Source organism: Streptomyces sp. NPDC038200, from assembly GCF_055600785.1.
This window is the reverse complement of the sequence record NZ_JBVJYH010000014.1, coordinates 31752-51769: the sequence shown is the minus strand read 5'-3', so window position 1 is coordinate 51769 and position 20018 is coordinate 31752. Positions and strand designations below refer to the sequence as shown.

The following is a 20018-nucleotide window of genomic DNA, read 5'->3' as shown; positions in this document are numbered from 1 at the left end:
CCGGCCATCGACCGCCTCGCCGCCGACACCGCGGTGGCCGCACTGGCGGCCGGGGACAATCCGCGGCGGAAGCCGGTGGTCACGGTCACCGGGTACGCGAAGGGACGCTTCCCGGACATCAAGGGCATCCACACCGGTCGGCAGCGTGCCGAGACGGTCGCCGAGCTGTTCCGGGAGAGCCTGGCACGCCACCTCGCCGCGCGGCAGCCCGGCCAGGCGCGGCCGGTCGGCACCGAAGCGGTCGTCGTCCTCGCGCTCTCCCGGGGCCAGGACCTCCCCGCCGAGGACACCGACGCAGGCCAGGACCCGTCCGCCCTGCTCAGCCGTGCGACCATCACCGTCCACGTGCCCCGGCCCCGGGTATCCGGGCAGGAACGGGACCGCGAGACCGCCGCAGCCCCGGCCCAGAGCGGCTTCTCCGCGCCCCGGCCGGAACTCCACAGCAGCGACGCCGCCCCGCCGGACCACGTCCCCGCCCCGCAGGACGACGTCATCAGCCGGCCGATCGTCTCCGACGCGGGCACCGTCGTCGGCCGCGCGTTCCACAACCAGCAGGACTGGGCCGACCGCGCGAGCCACTGGGCCGCCTACGACCCGGCCTCCGAGGCCACCTACTTCCAGACCGGCCGGTGGGACAGGACCGAACGTCCGGTCCCGTGGACGGGGGACAGGCAGTACTTCCTGTCGGCGCACGGGCACGGCGGGTTCCTCGCCGTCGAGGACGCCGCGGGCGGCCAGCGGTTCCTGCACGGCGCGCAGGCCGCGGAGATGCTGCGCCGGCGCCCCAGTCTGCGGGCACTGCGGGCGCGGAACCCGCAGGCGGGCGTCGTCATGGTCGCCTGCGAGGCCGGAGCCTTCGACGACGGCCTCGCCCAGCAGTTGGCGGACCACCTCGGCGTCACCGTCTACGGGCCGACCACGTCCGTCGCCGTCATGCGCGCCCCGGGGGAGGCCGCCCGCCCCTGGCTGGACAGCGACGAGGGCGACGCCGAGTACCGCACCTTCCGCCCCCGGCCCGACGCCGCGACCACCGTGTCCTTCGCCGACGGCTCCAGCGAGCTGACGCCCGGCCAGCTGGCGGTCGTCGACGACCTGGCCGTGGAGACCGTCCGGACCGTTCTGTCCGGCGTCGGCGTGTCCAAGCTCAAGCCCGTCGTCACGGTCACCGGCTACGCGCCCGGCACCGGCACGGACCTTCAGGGGCTCGCCACGGGCCAGGCACGGGCCGACCACGTCGCCGAGACCCTCCGCGGCGCTCTCGCCGGGCACTTCACCGCCTTCGGGGAGGACGGCGCCGAGCGCGCGGCGGGCGTCGTGGTGCTCGCGCTCTCCCGGGGGCGGGACGTGCCGGACGAGGACCTGGCGGGAGCCCAGGACCCGGCCGCCCTGCTACGCCGTGCCACCGTCACCGTCCACGTGCCCCGCACCCCCGCCCCGCCGCCCCGGCCGGCACAGGACGTGGAGGAGGACGAGGACGAGTTCGGGTACGACCGGGACCTGGAGTACGGGTACGGGTACCGCCGCCCCGACCCGCGACTGCTCAACGCCGCGTCCACGGACGGCGACGAGCCGCTGTCCCACCGGATCGTCTCGGACGCGGGCACCGTCGTAGGCCGGGCCTACTTCGGTGCGGCCGAATGGGCGGACCGCTCGCGGGGCTGGGCCCTGTACGACCCGGCCTCGACCGATGTCTTCATGCGGCAGCGGCAGTCGTACGACCCTTACGTCCAGCAGCCCGTGCCCTGGTCCGGGGCCGGCCACTACTTCGTGTCGTCGCACGCCGACGCCGCCTACCTCGCCGTCGAGGACGCGGCGGGCCGGCAGCGGCCCGTCTTCGGTCCCGAGGTGGCCGACATGCTGCGGCGGCGCCCCAGCCTGCGGGAGCTGAGGGCGCAGAACCCGCAGGCGGGCGTGGTGCTGGTCGCCTGCGAGACGGGCGCCCACGACGACGGCCTCGCCCAGCAGGTGGCCGACCACCTCGGCACGACGGTGTACGCACCCAACGGGGAGGTGGACCTCAGCGGAATCGCCGAGCACGGGACGCCCCGGCCCTACGTGACGGTCGCCCACGGCTCGGCCCCCGGCGAGTACCGCACGTTCCGGCCCCGGTCCGCCGTCGCCGCCACCGTGGTGTTCGCGGACGACTCCGGCGAGGTGCCGGCCGACCAACTGCCGGTCGTCGAGGGGCTGGCCGCTCGGGTCGCACCGGACGCCGTACCGGGATTCGCGGAGCCGCTGCTGCGTCCGGTGGTCACCGTGACCGGCTACGCGGCGGGCACGGACGCCGACGGGCTCGGCCTGGACACCGGGCTCCGCCGTGCCGAGACGGTCGCCGCGCTGCTGCGGACGTCCTTCGCCCGGCGCGCCGCCGAACTCGGGTACGAGAACACGGGGACGCGGGAACCCGTCGTGGTCGTCGCCGTCTCCCGCGGGCAGGAGCTGTCCGCGGACGACCTGGCCACCGGCCGGGACCGGGTGGCACTGCTGCGCCGCGCCACGGTCACCGTCCACGTCCCCCGGGTGCCGGAGTACGAGGAGGTCTTCGACGACGATGACCTGGGCGAGATGTCCTTCGGGGCGCCCGGCGGCGCCGGCACCGCCAGTGCCGGCACCGAAAGCTCCGACGAGGAGTTCTCCGGCGGCGCACCGCGCGGCTTCCGCCCGCTCGCCGCGCGGCCGGACGCCCTCCTCGCCGAGACAGCCGCCGTCCCGCCCACCGAGGTCGCGGAGGCCGCGGGGACCACCGGGGCCTCCGGGGCCACCGGAGTCGCGGAGGCCGCGGGGACCACCGGGGCCTCCGGGGCCACCGGAGTCGCGGAGGCCGCGGGGACCACCGAGGTCGCCGAGACCGTCGGGGCGGCCGACGCCGCCGCGATCCTCCAGCCCCGCCCCGAGTACCCCTGGTACCTGGATCACGGCCCGCTCGGGCACGCCTCCGTGAGCGGCACCGGCACCTTCGACGACGCGGGCGCCCGTGACTGGGCCCGGCAGGTCGCCGCCGGGCTGCCGGACCGGAACCTCGCCGGTGCCGTAGAGACCGCGCTGCACACCATGCTGGCCACCACCGACCGGCACGCCTGGGAGGACCTCCTGACCCACGGCGTGACCCTGGTCTCCCACGGCCGGCTGGTGTGGCTGCGTCCGCTCCTCGCCGATCTGCGTCCCGCCGACGAGCGGGAGTCGGCGGTACGCGAGTACAGCGTCCGGTTCGCGACGACCAGCGGCAGCGGGGAACGCCACCGCGAGCGCACGCTCGGCGCGGACTCGGCCCTGCTGCTCGGCTTCAGCACCGCCTCCGCGGTGGCCTCCGCGATGATCCTCGGCGTACCGCAGCTGCGGGCGGAGTCGGCCGCCCGGCGCTCCGAGACCCAGCGGCGCAACGCCATCTCGGGACGGACGCTGTTCATCGGCGGGAACAAGCCGTTCCTGGCCGGGCTGCGGGTGGAGGTCTACGTGGACGGTGTCCGGCACCGCCCCGGCGCCGTCCACGACCGCGGTCTGCGGGTGGAGTTCCCCGGCGAGTACACCGGCGCCGACGCGCCGCGTCCCCCCATGGGCCGGCCCGCCGCGGCGCTCCCGCCCGGCGAGGCCCGGCTGGGACCGGACCGGGTCGTGCTCAACGCCGTCGACATGGGGCCGCTGCTGGCGGCGCTGCACCGGGCGGTGCGCGGGGCCGGGATGGGCGCCACCGCGGCCGAACGGTTCATGACCGAGGCGCGGGAAACGCTCAACGAGCGGGCCGCCCGCACCCGCGGCCGGTGGTGGATGACCAACGGCGACATCTCCGGGGAGATCCATGTGCCCGGCGCCGCCGGACGGCGGTCGTTCCGCGGCCGGCTGCGGGTGCGGGCCGAGATCGCCGCCCTGGAGTTCGCCGGCACCACCGACAACGTCCAGATCCGGGAGGACCTCGGCGGCGGTACGGCCCGGGGGGTCGGCCGGTCGGGCAGCGGCAGCGCGGGCATCTCCTTCGGCTACAACGCGTACGGCTTCGCCATGCCGGTCACCGACGGTGCCGCCGACCCCGCCGCCAAGGGGCTGCTGCCGCTGTTCGGCGCCGGCTTCGACCGCGGCACCGGCGCCGGTCTGACGGTCACCTCGCAGACCCTCGGCCACACCGTCCTCAACTTCCGCGAGACCCAGGCCCGCTACCGGGCCCGGCTGCGGCTCACCGTCACCGTCGACTCCCCGACCCACCCGCGCATCGGGACGGTGTCCGAGACGGCCGAGGCGGAGATCGGGCTGCCCTGGCAGGAAGGGCGGGGCGCGGCCGGCTTCGAGCAGCGGGTGCTGGGCGGCGTCCGCACCCCCGGGCTGGAACCCGACGCGGTCACGGACCGGCCCGAACCGGTGCAGACCTCCGCCCCCGTACGGGAACTGCTGCGGCAGTCGGGCACCGCGCCCGTACGGTCCATGGAGCCCCCGCGAGAGCTGCACCCCGCCTACCGGCGGGCGCCGGAAGCGGTGGACGGGGCCCAGGCGGGGTCCGCCGAGCCGCCGGCGCTGGCCGCGCGGCGCGGCCTCGGCTTCGCCATGGCCGTGGACATGGCGGGCTCGGAGCTCGTCCTGGACCAGCTGAGCTGGGCCCTGAAGCAGATGGTCCCGCCCGCGGTGCGGCGCTCCGCCGACTGGACGGCGGTGGAGGCCCAGCTCGGCCTCCACTTCGGCCGGCCCGCGCTGGAGGGCAAGCTGCCGCTCGAAGAGACCGTGCACATGATCACCGTGGGCGGGGAACGCTACCGCGCGTCGGTCAAGGCGATCCTGCTCGACCGCACGCCCGGGCGCAGCTACTCGATGACCGTGAACGCGCGCGCCGCCCGTACCGAGACGGTGCTGGGCCGACGGGGCACCGAGTGGAGCGTCGAGGCCGGCGCGGGCGGCGGCGTGCTGGTGCCGCTCGGCGGCTCGACCCGGCTGCGGGTCGGCGGCATGACGGCCCGCGGCGGTTTCGAGCGGTCCCAGGAGGAGCAGTTCACCGCGGCCAACACCGTCTACCGCCGGACCGAGACCGAGGGCGAGGTCGGCGAGCAGGTCTACCGCACGATCCTGGAGCTGTCGCTGAGCCCGGAGCGCCCGGACCGGCGCCGGCGGGCCGAACGCTGGTGGATCGAACGGCCGTACCTCACCACCACGATCGTGGTGCCCCGGCAGAACGTCCCCGCCGAGCCGCGCGACCCGGCCCGGGTCGCCGAGCTGGGCCGCACCACCTACCTGCGTGCCTGGCCCACCGGGCAGCCGGAGGTCGACTTCGCGCGGGGCCACACCGGCGGCGTGTACCCCGCCTTCCTCGCCATGCCCCAGCTGACCCACTTGGCGGCCACCGGCTACGCCCGGCTCGCCGGACTGCCCGCGGGATGGCTGGCCGACTCCGCCAACTGGCCCGCGGAGCTGTCGGCACTGACCGATTCCACCGCGCTCGCCGCCCGCCTCGGCGCCCTGACCGGCCCCGACGGATACAGCACCGTGCTGCCCAAGCGCGACGGCTGGCGCTACGAGGTGCGGCTGCGGCTGCGCGCGTTCTCGGGCAAGGACCTGGGCAGGACCGCGGGCGACACGGAGATCGAGCAGTACGCGCAGTCGACCGACCGGTACGCCCGAGCGGAGAAGAGCGGGTGGCAGGCGGGTCTGAGCGCGAACGTCGGCCCGCAGTTCGGCGTGGGCGCCCTGGCGAGCGGCGGCTCGCACCACGAGGGCGGCTCGGTCCTGGCCCGGCAGGAGGGCGAGGAGACAGCCCCCGCCCACGGGAGCCACGGGCAGGGCGGAACAGGGCTGCGCGCCGTCGCGCTGGCCCAGGCCGGAATGCGCTGGGGAGGGGGCCGCGGCCGGGAACGGATGCGGGGCGTGGTGGAGATCAGCCGTGCCACGTACCGGGAGGAGACGCACGTCGTCGAGGCGACCCCCGTCATCCAGTTGCTGGTGCAACGCACCAAGGGCGGCAGACAGGAGGAGTTCGTCCGCTATCTGCGCGTCGAGCACGGTCTGGAGATGCTGGTGCCCGAGCGCCGCGTGCCCGACCTGCTCCCGCCCCGCCCCGAGCCGACGACCGCCGGGCCCGACGCCGCGGATGCGTCCGCGAACGCTGCCCGCACCGCGCCGACGATCACCGAGTCGAACACCCCCGACGCATCCCAGGACGCTGCCCGCACCGCGCCGGACGACGTGCCCCAGGCCGGCCCCTCGCGCAGCGCACGGACGGAGAGCGGCCCCGCTCCGGCCGAGTCACCGCAGTCCGCACCGGAGCCCGGACAGGTGCAGGCCACGCCGGGGGAGTCCGCGACCGCCACGCCCGGCGTACTGGCCCGCACCCACCTCCTCGGCCGCCCCCTGCCCGGCGCCGCCCACGTGGAACGGCTGCGCGCCGACGACGTGCTGAAGACGATCGTGGCGCGACTGGAAGGGCGCGGCGTGCTCGGCAAGAAGGGGTCGGCCCGTGAGCACCTGCTGCGGGCGCTGGGCGTCACCTTCTCCTCGGACGCGCTCCAGACCCAGTACACGGCCCTGACCGGTACCGGAGTCGCCCGCTGGTTCCCGGTCAGCGGCCCCTTCGGCAGCACCCGGTACGTGTGGGTGAAGGTGACCGCCGACCTGGCCGCGCCGCACGCCCACCGCTCCCGCCCGAAGGTCAAGCTCACCCTGCGCTCGGAAGGCGTCACCGAGGAGAAGAGCGGCACCGAGCGTTCCTTCCACGCGGGTGCCGGTCTCAGCACCCGCACGCGCATCGGCGACCACGACGGCCACGGCGGTACCGAGATCGAGGCGTCCTACGGCATGAGCCGGGAGCGGTCGCACGAGACCGCCCGGCAGGTCGTCGACATCGCGCGGGCCAACACCCGGGAGGGCTCGGAGGAGTTCGAGCACAACCTGACCTTCCGCATCCGGCTGGGCGCGACCACCGAGCCGCCCGCCGCGCTGGCCGTGCCGGCGCAGGCCGTGCGGGACGCGGCCCTGCGCGTGGCGGCGCTGCTGCGCGGCCGCGGCGCGGCCCGCCGGAGCGACCCGGTGCGGGTGTGGACCTGGCAGGACGACGGCCTCGGCGACCGGGCCCCGGTCACCGGCGACGTACGGCTGCTCGTCCCGACGCACCTGACGCTCCCCGTGGAGCAGCCGGTGCCGCCGGTCGTCGCACCGGTGCGGCCGCAGGGGACGCCGCGGTGGACGGCGCCGGTCGAGGACCGGTCCACTACGCCGCCCAAGGCGCTCACCGACTACATCCACGCGTGGGACGTGCCGGCCGCGCACGCGGTGCAGCGGTGGGCCAAGGCCGCCGCGCTCACGTCCGTACGCGAACCCGATCTGGACCGCCCGGAGACGTGGGGGCTGACCGGGTTGGACCCCTTGACCACGGCCGGCATGAACTACGACCACCACACCTCGTCCACGATGCTGCGGGCCAACATCGCCGAGCTGCTGCACCACCGCTACCGGGTGCCGGTCGGGGGACGCGCGGTCACGGTCGGCTTCGAGCTGACCTCGGCCAAGGTGATCGGCCCCGTCGAGGGCGTCGAGTTCAAGGCGCGCCGGTACCAGCAGGACCACACCAGCCCCAAGAGCGAGCAGAGCAGCTCCCGCGGCGGTGTGTTCTCCCTCGGCCCCGAAGCGGGCGGCAGCGCGGACGGGCACCGCGTCTTCGACCGGATGGGCTTCGACGTGTACGGCGTGCGCACCGGCCACAAGGAGGGCTTCGAGGCGGGCGGGACCCATGAGGTGAACCGGGAGGCCACCCGCCGGTACCGGCACCTGGAGCTGGGCGTGACGGCGGTCGTCCAGCTGGAGAAGGGTGCCCGCCGGGCGCTGCGCATCGAGGTGCCGGGCGGTCTGTACGCGATGCTCCCGCTGGACCGTGACGGCCGTCTGGCCGGCGGGCTGGAGCAGGCCCTGCCGCACCTCTTCCCGCCGCCCCGGCCCACCGGCGTCCCCCGGGGCCCGGTGCTCGGCCAGCCGCTCGACGTGCACCCCGCGGCCCGGACCATCGGCATCCCGCGCGCCGAACTTCCCTACGTCCCCGAGGTCGTCCGGACCCTGCGGACCCTGGTCGGACAGACGGGACGGAGCGTCGCGGAGTCCGTGTGGGCCCAGCTGCCGCAGCGCCTGCTCAGCAACTACCGCTACCTGGTGCCGGGCGAGGGAGAGTTCGCGAACGCGGGTCTGCTGGTGCCGCTGGGCGGCGCGGAGGCGCTGATCACGCTCGACCCGCGGGACCCGAGGACGGTCACCCGGCCGGCCGGGTCGTACGACGGTCCCTCGGCGCTGGAGACCATCCCGGAGGAGCCGGAGCCGGAGCCGGAGCCGCAGGCCGCCGTGTCCGGCGAGTCCGGGGCCGACGCGCCGACCGGCCCCCTGGGCCTGGTGCCGCCCCGCGACACCGCTCCCGAGCCGTTCCACGCCAACCAGGCGATCAACGCCTCGTACCTGACGGGCGCGCACGTGGAGACCCACTCGGGCCCGACCGGCGCCACACGCGCGGGCATCTCGATGTCGTACGGCATCGGCCTCGGCCCCGGCGTCCTCCAGGTCGCGCGGGTCGGCGCGGGCGTCTCCGGTACGGCCAACGCCTCCAGCCGGTCCACGAGCCGGGTGGGAGACGCCGAGGGCGGCCACGTGGAGCTGGCCGACGCCGACTCCACGATGGTCGCGTACCGGCCGCACTGGACGGTGCGCGTCCGTACGGAAGCCCAGCGCCCCTGGGCGGAGGTACCCCCGGTCGAGGTCGTGACCGAGGGGGACCGCAGGCTGCTGCTCTACGTGCCCGAGCACTACCTCCAACAGGCGCCGGAGCAGGTCGTCGCGACGGGCAGCGGAGTGCTGGAGCACCGGCTGCCGGCCGTCCACTACGCGTCCGGCCTCACCGGTCTGCCCGCGCTGTTCGACCGGATCGTCGCCGCCGCGCACCAGCAGGGGCTGGAACTGCCGGTCGGCAGCGTGCCCCGCGACGAGCTGCTGCAGAAGCTGTGGAACCTCGACTCCCACCTGGACGAGGCCGTCGGCGACGCCGCCGGTTACGCCTTCGCCCTGCACGACCGGCACGGCAAGCCGGTCGCGACCGTCCAGGTGCGCACGGTGCGGTACTCCCGCGGCACCCGGGTCGGCGTCACCAGCGAGAACGCCCCGATCGAGAACGTCAGGACCGCGATCGACGGCACCAGCGGCAGCCACACCGTCGGCAACTCCACCACGATCAGCCTGCCGTCGGCCGAACTCAACCTGCTTCCCCTGCCGTTCACCGACCCCGACTTCGGCCTGGGCGTCAGCGCGGCGCTGGCGATGACGTGGTCCAACTCCGACGGCAACAGCGCCGGCCGCACGGGTCTGTGGGTCGTGGTGCCGCGCTTCAAGAGGCACACGAACGCGTACCGGCTGGAGTTCGTCCACAGCGCCCTGGTGGCGGTGCGCGGCGACGCCGAGCCGGTCCTGACGCCGTCCGTGCTCGGCCAGGGCCTGGTGCGGGTACGGGAGAGCCAGGCCCTCCAGCACGGCATGCCGGTGGACCGGGAAGCGCTGACGACGGACGACGAAGCGGCGACGGCCGGTGAGGCTCCGGGAGCCCTGGAGCCGGCCGAGGACACGGTGGTCGCGGAACCGGCGGAGGCCGCACCGGTCGCGGCGTCCGATGAGACCGCACCAGTCGAGGAGACCTCCGACGCCACGGCGATCACCCCCGCGCCGACGCGGACCGTCCCGTACGATCCCGACCGGATCCGGGGCACCGTCCGCCCTCGCCCGGACGAGCACATGGACCTCCCGCCGCACGTCGCCGAGGGGCGCGGCATCGGCATGGGCATCGTCGAGTTCGACGAGAGCACGGTGCGGGAGCTGCGGGAGGGGCTGACCCGGGAACTCGTCAGCCTCGGCTTCCTGCCCGCCGACGCGGCGTACCCGCTGGCCGCCGACCGCTGGTGGACGCACGCCGGCGAGCTGGACGGCCTGCTGGAGAACCAGGAGAAGCTGAACAAGTGGGTCTCCCTGCGCGGACTGGAGTCGCACTACGACCAGCTGCACCAGTCCGGCCTGGTCATCACCATGTACCGGCGCCGGGGCATCCTCGGCACCGACTTCGACCTGGACGCCGTGAAGATCACCCTGCGCGCGTCCAAGTCCGCGGAGAGGGCGCCGGAGTACCTCGGCGCCACCGACGAGGTGGCCGTGGTGAACCTCGCGATGGGCATGGACACCGCCGGCCATTCCAGCGGCGGCAGCAGGTCGGTCGGGCTCAGCTTCCGGCTCAAGGGCCTGACCGGCCCGCTCAGGGGCGCGGTCACCGGCTTCGACGTACGGCGCTCGGTGGGCGCCACCGAGAGCGTCTCCTACCTCAACAACCGCCCCGAACTGCTGGAATACGCGGGCACCGTCCACAAGCACGCCCTGTACATCGACCTCACCGCCACCCTGGAGCTCCAGCACAGCGGCCTGCGGGGCCGTATCCGCCCGGGCGCGCGCGACCCGGAGCCGATCGTGGTCTCCGGGCAGCGGACCATCGCCTACCTGCCGCCGCTCGGCGGTCTCGACCACCCCGGCACCACCTCGCTGCGCCACACGCCCGCCTCGGTGCTCGACCGGGCGGTGGTCTACCACATCGACGTCACCGGCCTGCGCGAGGCGGCCACGACGGTGCTGGGCGAACTGACCGGCCCCCAGGGGCACGCCGACCAGGAACTGACCTCCTTCCTCAGCACCAACAATCTGCGGGCCCACCTGAAGGAGAGCCTCTACGGGCGCCTGACCAGCGACCAGTTCTTCGACACCGGCTTCCGCGACACCTTCGGCGCGATCGACGTACGGGGCCGCATGGGACGCTCCGTGTTCGCCGGTGCCACCCCGGACAAGTTCGTCCTGGGCGTGATCAGGCTGTGGATGACGCAGACCAACGGCACCGACACCTCGTCCGTGGGTGTGTCCTGGGCACAGGCCGGCATCACCGTGGGCGGGGCGGCGGGCGACGTGTCCGTCCAGGGCGAGGCCGGCGCCTCCCGGAACTGGCAGTGGAACTCCTCCACCAGCCAGGGACGCACCGGCGCCACGGAGCTGATCCAGCTCGACTTCAACCGCGCGTACGCCTACCGCACCGAGGTGGACTTCGAGATCCACAGCCGCCTGGAGAAGACCGCGAAACTGCTGCCGGACACGTACCGCTCGGACCGGCAGGAGGTCACCGGCCGCACGGCCCTGTACCTGCTGTCCGAGCCGGACGCGCTGGAGCAGTACGCCAAGGACGTCCTGCCGGTCTCCGACCAGCAGCTCGTCGACGTCATGAACCGCTGGCACGACGGAGAGGTCCGGCTCAGCGGCAACACGGTCGCGGGCGTGCTGACGCGCTGGGTGCTGGACGCGCCCGAGGGCCCCGACGCCCCCGACGCCCTCGACGCGCTCAAGGCGAACCGCGGGGACCTGGCCGCCCTGCTGGCCCGGCTGCACAAGAGCGGCGCCCTGACGGTGCTGGACGAGCGCACCAGGATCGCGTTCAACCGCCGCTTCAAGCACGACCTGGTGGAACCGGGGAGCCGCTTCCCCGACGTCGGGTTCCCCGAGTACCTGACGCGCCTGGACCGTGGCGGCCGGATCCTCGGCCACAGCGGGGTGCACGCGTTCGGCTACGACGACGGCCGGTCGACCTACGACATCGTGCGCGAGCAGGTGGACCGGGTCGCGCCCGGCCTGCTGACCTCCCGGCCGGAGCTGTGGACCGGCGACGGGCGCCAGGTCGGCCGGCTGCAAGCGAACTTCCTCCAGCTCCTCCTGGCGGAAGGCCGCGACTCCGCGATGCTGGGGGACCTGCTCTCGCCCAACGGCCACACGTTCTACCTGGTCGACCCCAGAGGCTGGCTGACGTCCAGGATCGTCGCGATCAACGTGACCGCCACCCTGAAGTCCGGGCCGGAGGTGCGCGACTTCCGGCCCGAGACCGGCCTGGAGAACTACGGGCACGGCTACACCAGCACCGCTGTCGGCAGGTCACGGGACGTGTCCCAGGCCCTGACCGCGGGCCGGCTCGGCGCCGGTGAGGCGTACACGTCCCACAGCGGCGGGATCGGCGTCGGCCAGGGAGCCCACCGGGGCGTCACCCGGGCCGAGACGGGCACCACGGAGCAGACCGGGTACGGGTGGAACGGCACCTACGTGGCCCGCTTCCCCTTCGACCTCACCGTCACCGTCAGCCTCCTCGACATGGCCGGCCGACCGCTGAACAACGCGCTGAACAGGCTCTCCCGCGTCCTGTCCACCGCCCGCCCCATCACCAGCGCCACCACCAGCGCCTCCGGCGTGCTGGACCTCCAGGTGCCGCGCGGACTCGCCGAGTTCCACCCGCTGCACGGACCCCAGGGCGACCGCGTCCTGCGGCCGCTGCCCCCGCTGCCCGGCGACGCGTACCTCACCGGTGTCCTGCTGGACGACGCGCTCCCGGCCGCCCTCAAGCTGATGACGAAGCTCTTCGGCCGCGACGCGGACGGCGCGCGGGTGCGCACCAGTCTCAGCGTCCGGCAGCTGATGAGCCGCGGCCACCTGACCAACCACCTGCTCCCGGCCTCGGCCGGCGGACGCCATCTGCTCACCGACACCCTCTTCGTGCCGGGCCACTCCTCGCGGCGGGCCAGGCTGTACCTCGAAGGCGACCTCTTCGACCTGGAGGTCCTCGGCCCGGTCCACGGCACCGGCACCGGCCGCTACACCAAGCACCAGAGCGGTACGACGGTCAGCGCCAGCAACGACCGCTGGCGCCCCTCCGCGAGCGTGGGCACGTCCGCGTCGGGGGTCCTGGCCCCGCACGACCCGGCACAGACCCCGGACGGCCACGCCTACCCGCCGTTCACCGGGTCGGGCGGCGCCTCGACGTCCCGGAACACCGGCAGCAACCTGGGCGGCGCCGGCACCGAGAACTACCGGCGCGAACAGCACATCAAGCAGCAGGGCCCGACGCTGCTGGTGCGCCTGCGCGGCCTCTACCGGCTGGTGGCCGAGCTGTACGCGCGCAACCTGCTGGGGCCGTCCACCACCGAGGGCGCCACCCATCACAGCGACCCGTTCACCGGTGACGTGTACGTCGAACTGTTCGAGTCCGAGGTCGAGGAACTGCTGGAGAGGCTCAGGCGGACGCCCGTACCGCCGGCCCTCGGCGCCGCGCGCTGGGCGGCCCTGGACCGCGCCCCCGCCGTCGACCTCGGTGCGCTGATGGAGCAGGCCGCGGGCGAGCCGGGCATGACCGCCGCCCGGCTGTACCAGACGGTGGCCCGCCGCGTCCGGGACGCGGCCGCCGACCCGCTCGAGGCGCTCGAGGCGGCGGTGCTCCGCCTGGACCGCACGGACCTGGACGCCCGCGCCCGGCGCACCGCCCTGCGCTGGGCGGTGGCCACCCTCCGCGCCGACCTGGCCGCCGCCCGCTCGGCGAACCCCGACATCGAGGCACCGGAGAGCCTGACACGGTACGAACGCCTGCTCGACGGCGGCCGGACGGAACCGCCGCGCACCGTCGACACCGTCGACGCCGATGGCACCGACACCTCCGTCGGCGCCGTGATCAGGGAGGTCAACCGGGTCCGCGACGTGCTCACCGCCCGGGAGGGCTTCCTCCCGGGGCCCGCCCGGCTGCCGCTGCTGCTGCCGTTCACCATGCTGTCCGTGGACCACCTGGTCCGCGACGTCGCCCACGAGCTTCACCTGCCCGTCCGCGTCGACGTCACCGGCTCGGACGGCCGTACCGTCAGCCGCTGGGCGGAACCCTTCGGCCGCGTGTACCCGTTCGACCCCCGGAACCAGGAAGCGGACGACACGCTGACCGCCGAGCGGGCCGAGGCCGCCGGACTCCTCACCCCGGTGTCCCGCCGAGCGGTGGCGGAGCTGAATCTCGACGCGGCCGCACTGGGCGCGCTCCACCGCGGGTCCTGGCAGCCCGGCAGCACCCTCGACCACGCGGTCCGCACCCGGATCGAACAGCGTCTGGAGCCCCTCCACCCCGGCCTGCCCGACCTGCTGTACCGGGCCTGGGAGGCGGCGGAACGGCCGGCCGCGGAAGCCGGCGCGGCCGGCGACGCCCGGCGGATCCTGGACGAGCTGCGCGGCATGGTCCGCGACGCCCGTGACCTCGACGACGGCACGGCCGACCGGCTGAGCGAGATCCTGACGCGCACCGAAGCGCTGCTCGCTCCGCACCTGGCAGCCGACGTCCAGGCCCCGCAGGACACCCCCACCGACACCGCCGCACAGCCCACGACCACCCCGCTCACCGACGACGACCGGGCCCGTACGACGTCCGGCCACGCCGCCAGCACCCACCACGACGAGCAGGCACGGAACACCGTGCTCCCGGCCTCGGGAAACCCGGACGTGGCACCGGCGGTGGACTACTCCGCCGTCCACCCCCAGGACGTCGCCTATGTCGTCGAGAGCGGACCGCACGAGATCCTGTGGCGCTTCTCGGACGCGGAGCCGGAACACGTCTTCACCCACGGCTTCGCCGCGGAGGACCCCCATGCCCTCGTCCCGCTGGAGGACTGGACCCTGCTGAGTTCGCCCTCCCCGTTCGTGTCGACGACACGCAACCACAACCTGTGGTTCCGGGAAGCGCGTTACCGCTACGAGATCTTCGCGGCGGCCAACCACGACCCCGTCGGCATCGACGTCAACGCCAGCCTGGAGCGGGAGAACTCGACGCCGGACTACGCGGAGGAGGAAGAGGTCGCCTTCACCCACGGCGTCAGCCCGGAGGCGATCACGATCGTCTACGACGGTGAGGAGGACCGCAGCGGAACGTGGGACGCAGAGACCCGGCAGGTCGTCTGGAGCCCCGGCATGCTGAGCGACGCGGCACCGCCCGTCACGCTCAGGGCCGTCAACGCGGACGCGGACGACTCCTCGGACGACGACGCCGCCGGGACGGCAGGCCGGGGGAACACGGACGGCGCTCCTGCGGTGGACTACTCCCTGGTCACTCCGGCCGACCGGACCGGGACCTGGGACGCCGAGAGCGGACGGATCGACTGGACGCCGGGGGACACCGCCGCCGCGACGACCTCCCAGACCCCCGCCGACACCACCCCGGCGCCGACCGCGGAGGCGGGCCGTGAGACGGAGCCGGCTCCGGCCCGTAGCGCCGACACCGTTCGGGCACCCTTCGGCCCGGTCCTGGGCCGGGGCGAGGTCCGCAGCGAGCGGTGGCTGCCCTTCCGGTCCCGGACGGGCCAGGACGGGCAGGAGGAAGCGGGAGCCTTCCACTTCACGAACCCCCGGACAGGCGAACGGCCCGTGGTGAGCCGGCCCGCCGGGTCGGGCGAACGGACAGAGGTCGGCTACGACTGGGTCTGGTACGGCGGTGAGACGGCAGGGGACGAGGTCCTGCTGCTGACACGGCGCGTGCACCTGGTTCCGGACGACGGGGTGGGCGGCCGGGAACTGGCCGGACTGCGGCAGGGCGTGACGGAAACCCTCGAACATCTGGTCAACGCCCCGGCGTACCGTCTGCCCGGACTGCAGCCGGACCAGGTGACCGGCCCCGGGCGCCCGGGGCCCCGGCTGCGGGTCGAGGTGGAGTTCACGGCCACCGCCGAGGACGCGCACGCCGTCGTCACCGTACGACGCGGGGTGCCCGGGAAACGGGCCATGGTGCAGAACCTGTGGTTCACCGGGGTGCATCCCGCGGCCTACGTCCACGAGATCGTCCACGGCCTCGGCCCCCTCGACGACTCCGCCGATCCCCGGGTGCTGCTCCCCCCCGGCGGACGCGCGGAACAGGAGGTGCCCGAGGGCCGGTCGAGCCTGATGGGGACGGTCGAGGGAGGCGCCTTCGCGTCCCGGCTGGTCCTCACACCGGATCACCTGCGGCAGATCGCGGAGGTGTTCGCGCCGTACGCGCACCGCGGCGACGGCCCCTCCCCGGCGGCCGTCGGACGGGGCGCGGCCGGGACCGGCGAGCTGCCGGCTCCCGCCGCGGAATCGGGGAAGACCACGGACGCGGCACCCGCGGCGGACCACTCGACCGGGACAGCGGCCGACCCCGACCCGACGCCGGCGGACGACGCCGCCGTTCTGTCCGACACGGCGCGCACCGGCGGGCCGGTGCCTCAGGAGCCGGCCCCGGGGCCGACGGCGGCGGAGGGGCAGGTCCGGACGCAGTGGCAGCGAAGCGTCCCGGTACCCGACCCGGTGCCGGTCGTGGCGAGCGCCGGCGACGCCCTGGGGCTGGACTTCCGGCCCGCCGGCTCCCGTCCCCTGGACACGGCCGCGCCGAGCGGTGAGGAGGGTGCCGCCACCGCCCGGGAGAGCCGGGCACCGTGGGACTCCGCGTCCGCGCCGGTGCCGTACTTCGTCCTCGCCGGCGGCACACACCGGTCCGTCCTGGTGCGGACGGCGACGGAGCCTCAGGCCATGCGCCCGGTGGAGTTCGCCGACCACCTGGCGGCACACGCCGAGGTGCGGGCGCTCTCCGCCGACGTGCCCCTCGTGCTGGTCATGTCCCATGGCGGCGCGGGCGGCCTGGAACTGCCGCGCCTCATCGCCGCCCGCACGGGCCGCGCCGTGTGGTCGTACACAGGGAAGGTGCTTCCTCAGCTCTCGACGGACAGCCGAGGCCGGCCGAGCGTGGTGCAGGGCGGCGACGGACCGCCCGGCGCGCGGTGGCTGCGCAGCCTGCCCGAAGACCTCGACACCCGCGTCGGAGAGGCACGCGCGAGCGTGCTCCCGCCGGAGGCCGCGCGGCTGACGACGCTGCACGGCCGGCCGGTCAACGACGCGGACATTGTCCAGCACACGATCCAGGACGAGCGGAACAGGCCCCTCGGCCGTGCCTGGATGACGTCGCAGGACTGGGCGGAGAACTTCGCGGCGCAGGCCGCCAAGCTGGACAGCAGGAAGTCCTCCCGGGTACGGGACCGCGTCGACGGCGGGCGCGTTCCCCGGCCCGACTCCATCCGGAAGCTGCCGTGGAAGCGTGATCTGCCGGGGGTCACTCCCTACTTCCTGATGGCGCACGGTGCCACCGGGCACATGGTGCTGCCCACCACGGCCGGGACCGTCAAGGTGGACGGGACGAATGTCGGCAGGTTCCTGAAGCGCCGGCCGAGTTTCAGCCGGCTGCCCTCGGAGGCTCCCGTCGTGCTGGTCTCCTGCCTCACCGGCGGCGACGCGGGACAGCCGGGCCGGAACGTGGCGCAGATGGTGGCCGACGAAACCGGCCGCGTCGTGTACGCACCCACCAGCAGAACGGTCGGTGGCCTGGAGCTGGTGGCCGTGAGCCACGACGAGGCTCCCGAGTGGCTGACCTTCCGGCCCGGGCGCTCGGACACCGACGGGCCGGCACGCGCGTCCGCGTCGGAGGCGCCGGGCACGACGGCGCCGGTGGCGCGGGCCGCGGTCGGCGGGCAGCACATCCCTCCGCCGCAGCCCGAGGCGCTGCCCGCCGGCACGGCATCGTCGTCGGCCCGTCCGTCGGCCGGTGTGTCACGGCACGTGGTGCGGTTCGCCGAGCAGGCGGAGGACCTGTCAGCGGAGCAGCGGGCGGAGATGCGCCGCTTCGCGTGGGAGGTCGCGCGCCAGGCTCTGGCTGATCACCGGGCCGGGCTGCCCTGGCCGCGGCTGCGCATCGAGGCCGGGGGCAACGGCAGTGTGCTGCCGCTGCCGGGCCGGGCCGACGCGGCGATGCGGACGAGCCTGCACCGGGGCGAGGCGGTGAGGGCCGAGCTGCGGCAGGCGGTGCGGGAGGCACTCCATGAGCTTCAGCCCGGGGCGGGCGCCGTGGCGGTCATGGACGACTCCCGTTTCTCCGTGGTGCCGCTGGGGAGGTCGGCGGGCCGCGACGTGCCGCAGGAGTCGGGCGGGAGCCGTGAGGAGCTGCGCCGGCAGGCCGTCGTGACGGTGGTCCGCTCCGCGCCGGAGGACGACACGCTCGGGCCCGTGCTCGGGGACGGACCCGGTGTTTCGGACTTCGCCTCCCCGGACTCCGGGGAGCGGCCCGGCCGGAGCGGGCGCGGTGCCGAGCCGGCCGGCCCGGCACCGGTGGCTTCCGAGCGGAGCGTCCCCGTACCGGACGCGCTGCCGATCGTCTCGCGGCGCAACACCCGCGCGGACATCGGCCTGGACTTCCGGCCCGACGGCGTCCGCCGCCTGGACGTGACCGCGCCGCCCGAGGTCTGGACGACGTACGTCCCGGGACCGGCGGGTCCCGACGGAGTCAGGACCCACCGGCCCGAACGGCCGCCGTGGTTCTCGCTCTCGGTGTCGGCGCCGGTGCCGTACTTCGTGGTGGCCGAGACCGCCTACGGAGCCGTCCTGGTGCGTACGGCGCAGGGCGGCGACGCGATGCGTCCGGCGGAGTTCGCCGACCATCTGGCGGCCCTCCCGCACCTCCGGGAGCTGCCCGCGGACGCGCCGGTCGTGCTGGTCGTCTCCCGTGGCGGCGCGGGCGGCCTGGAACTGCCGCGCCTGGTGGCGGCCCGCACGGGCCGCACCGTGTGGTCGCACACCGGGGAGCTGTCGCTGCTGCCCTCGCCCGACGGCACCGCCACCCGGATCACCGTGGAGGGCGAGGGTGAGGCGTCCGGGCACTGGCTGCGCAGCCTGCCCGACGACCTCGGCGCCGTCTCCGCCGAGGAGCGCGCCCGGGTGCTGCCGCCCCGCCCCGCCCGGCTGACCTCGCTGGACGGACGGCCGCTCACCGGCGCGGACGTCGTCACCCACACGATCCAGGACGAGCAGCACCGGCCGCTGGGACGCGCCTCGCTGGCGCCGGAGCAGTGGGCCAAGACGAAGTTCGGGGAGCGGGCGCGCAAGCTCGGGACCAGGAAGACATCCCAGGTGTGGGACAAGGCCGAGGACACGTACGTGGTGCGGCCCGGCTCGCGTCGACCGTTGCCGTGGCGGCAGCAGGCGCAGGATGTGACGCCTTACTTCTTCATGGCTCACGGCCTCACGCACCTTGCGATGCTGCACACCCCGTCCGGTGACATCCCGGTGGACGGGACGAACCTCGGCAGGTTTCTGAAGCGCCGTCCCAGTCTGAGCCGGCTGCCGGCACACGTGCCGATCGTGCTGGCCGCCTGTTACACCGGCGGTGACCCGGCGCAGCCGGGCCGGAGTGTGGCGCAGCAGGTGGCGGACGAGACCGGTCGTGTCGTCTACGCACCCACGGCCTCCATCGAGACCGGGCTGCAACTCGAACCCCCGAGTCCCCACGACGACGGCGCATGGCTGGCCTTCCACCCCGGACAGCCGGAGCCCGCCGACGCCGCACCGGAGCCTCCCCGGCAGCCGGAGCCCCCCACGCCCCGGCGGCCCCGCAGCGGCACCAGGCACCGTTCCCGAAGCCGTCACCACGACCGCGACGACCGACACCGAGGAGACCGATGACGAACGCCGACGCCCCATGGACGGCGGACACTCCGGGACCGCTGCCCGGCCCGGATCAGGCGTCTCGCCCGGAGCACGCGTCCGGCACGGCGACGCAGGACGGCCCCCCGGCGGCCGACGGCCCGCGCGACGCCCCCGAGATACCGCCCGACCTGCGCGCGGCGGCCAAGCGGGCGCCCGATCACTGGCTGGGCATGGTGGATCCGGCGTGGTCCGGTGACGGGCCGCCGCCGTCCTGGGCGGTGCGGGGGGAGTGGCGTTCGGACGCGGCGGGCGAGATCGTCGAGTGGCGGGAGAACGAGGAGTACCGGCCTTCCCCGTCGGCGCGTGGCTGGCCGCCGCCGACCGACGAGGTCGACGAGGCCGTCCAGCTCGCGGTCACCGGCTACGGACGGCCCGAGGAGGTGACGCGGCTGCTCGCGACGGCCGAGGTGGCCGTACCGGTCGATGCCGAGGGACGGCCGTTGCTGGCCGCCACCCCGGACGGCATTCCCGTCATCCCCGTCCACACCTCCGCCGCGCAGGTCGACGCCCTGGGGCGGCTGGCCTACGAGGCCGTGCCGGTCACCCTGTTGCTCGATGTCCTGGAGCCGGAGCAGCGCCTGCTGCTCAATCCCGGTGGCGCGGCCAGTCTGCTGCTGGAGACGGACGCGCTCCGACGGGCGGTGACGGGGGAGCAGCCGGCGGCCTGA

At 74.9% G+C, this 20018-nt stretch carries 2 protein-coding genes (1 of these 2 only partly in view); both read left to right on the top strand.

What is annotated here, in order from left to right; all coding sequences use genetic code 11:
• Positions 1-19326, top strand: partial view of a scabin-related ADP-ribosyltransferase gene (locus tag ACZ7KF_RS26250; RefSeq protein WP_471079703.1) — the end only. Its footprint begins 31536 nt before the window's first position; 19326 of the gene's 50862 nt are visible here — the last part of the coding sequence; the start codon falls outside the window, past its left edge; the stop codon is at positions 19324-19326.
• Positions 19323-20018, top strand: coding sequence for a type VII secretion system-associated protein (locus tag ACZ7KF_RS26245; RefSeq protein ID WP_471079700.1), 696 nt, complete (start codon positions 19323-19325; stop codon positions 20016-20018). Before ACZ7KF_RS26250 ends, ACZ7KF_RS26245 begins: the two co-directional genes overlap by 4 nt.

Coding starts and splice junctions, on each gene's coding strand:
- ACZ7KF_RS26245 (WP_471079700.1), top strand. CDS start 19,323: ATGACGAACGCCGACGCCCCATGGACGGCGGACACTCCGGGACCGCTG.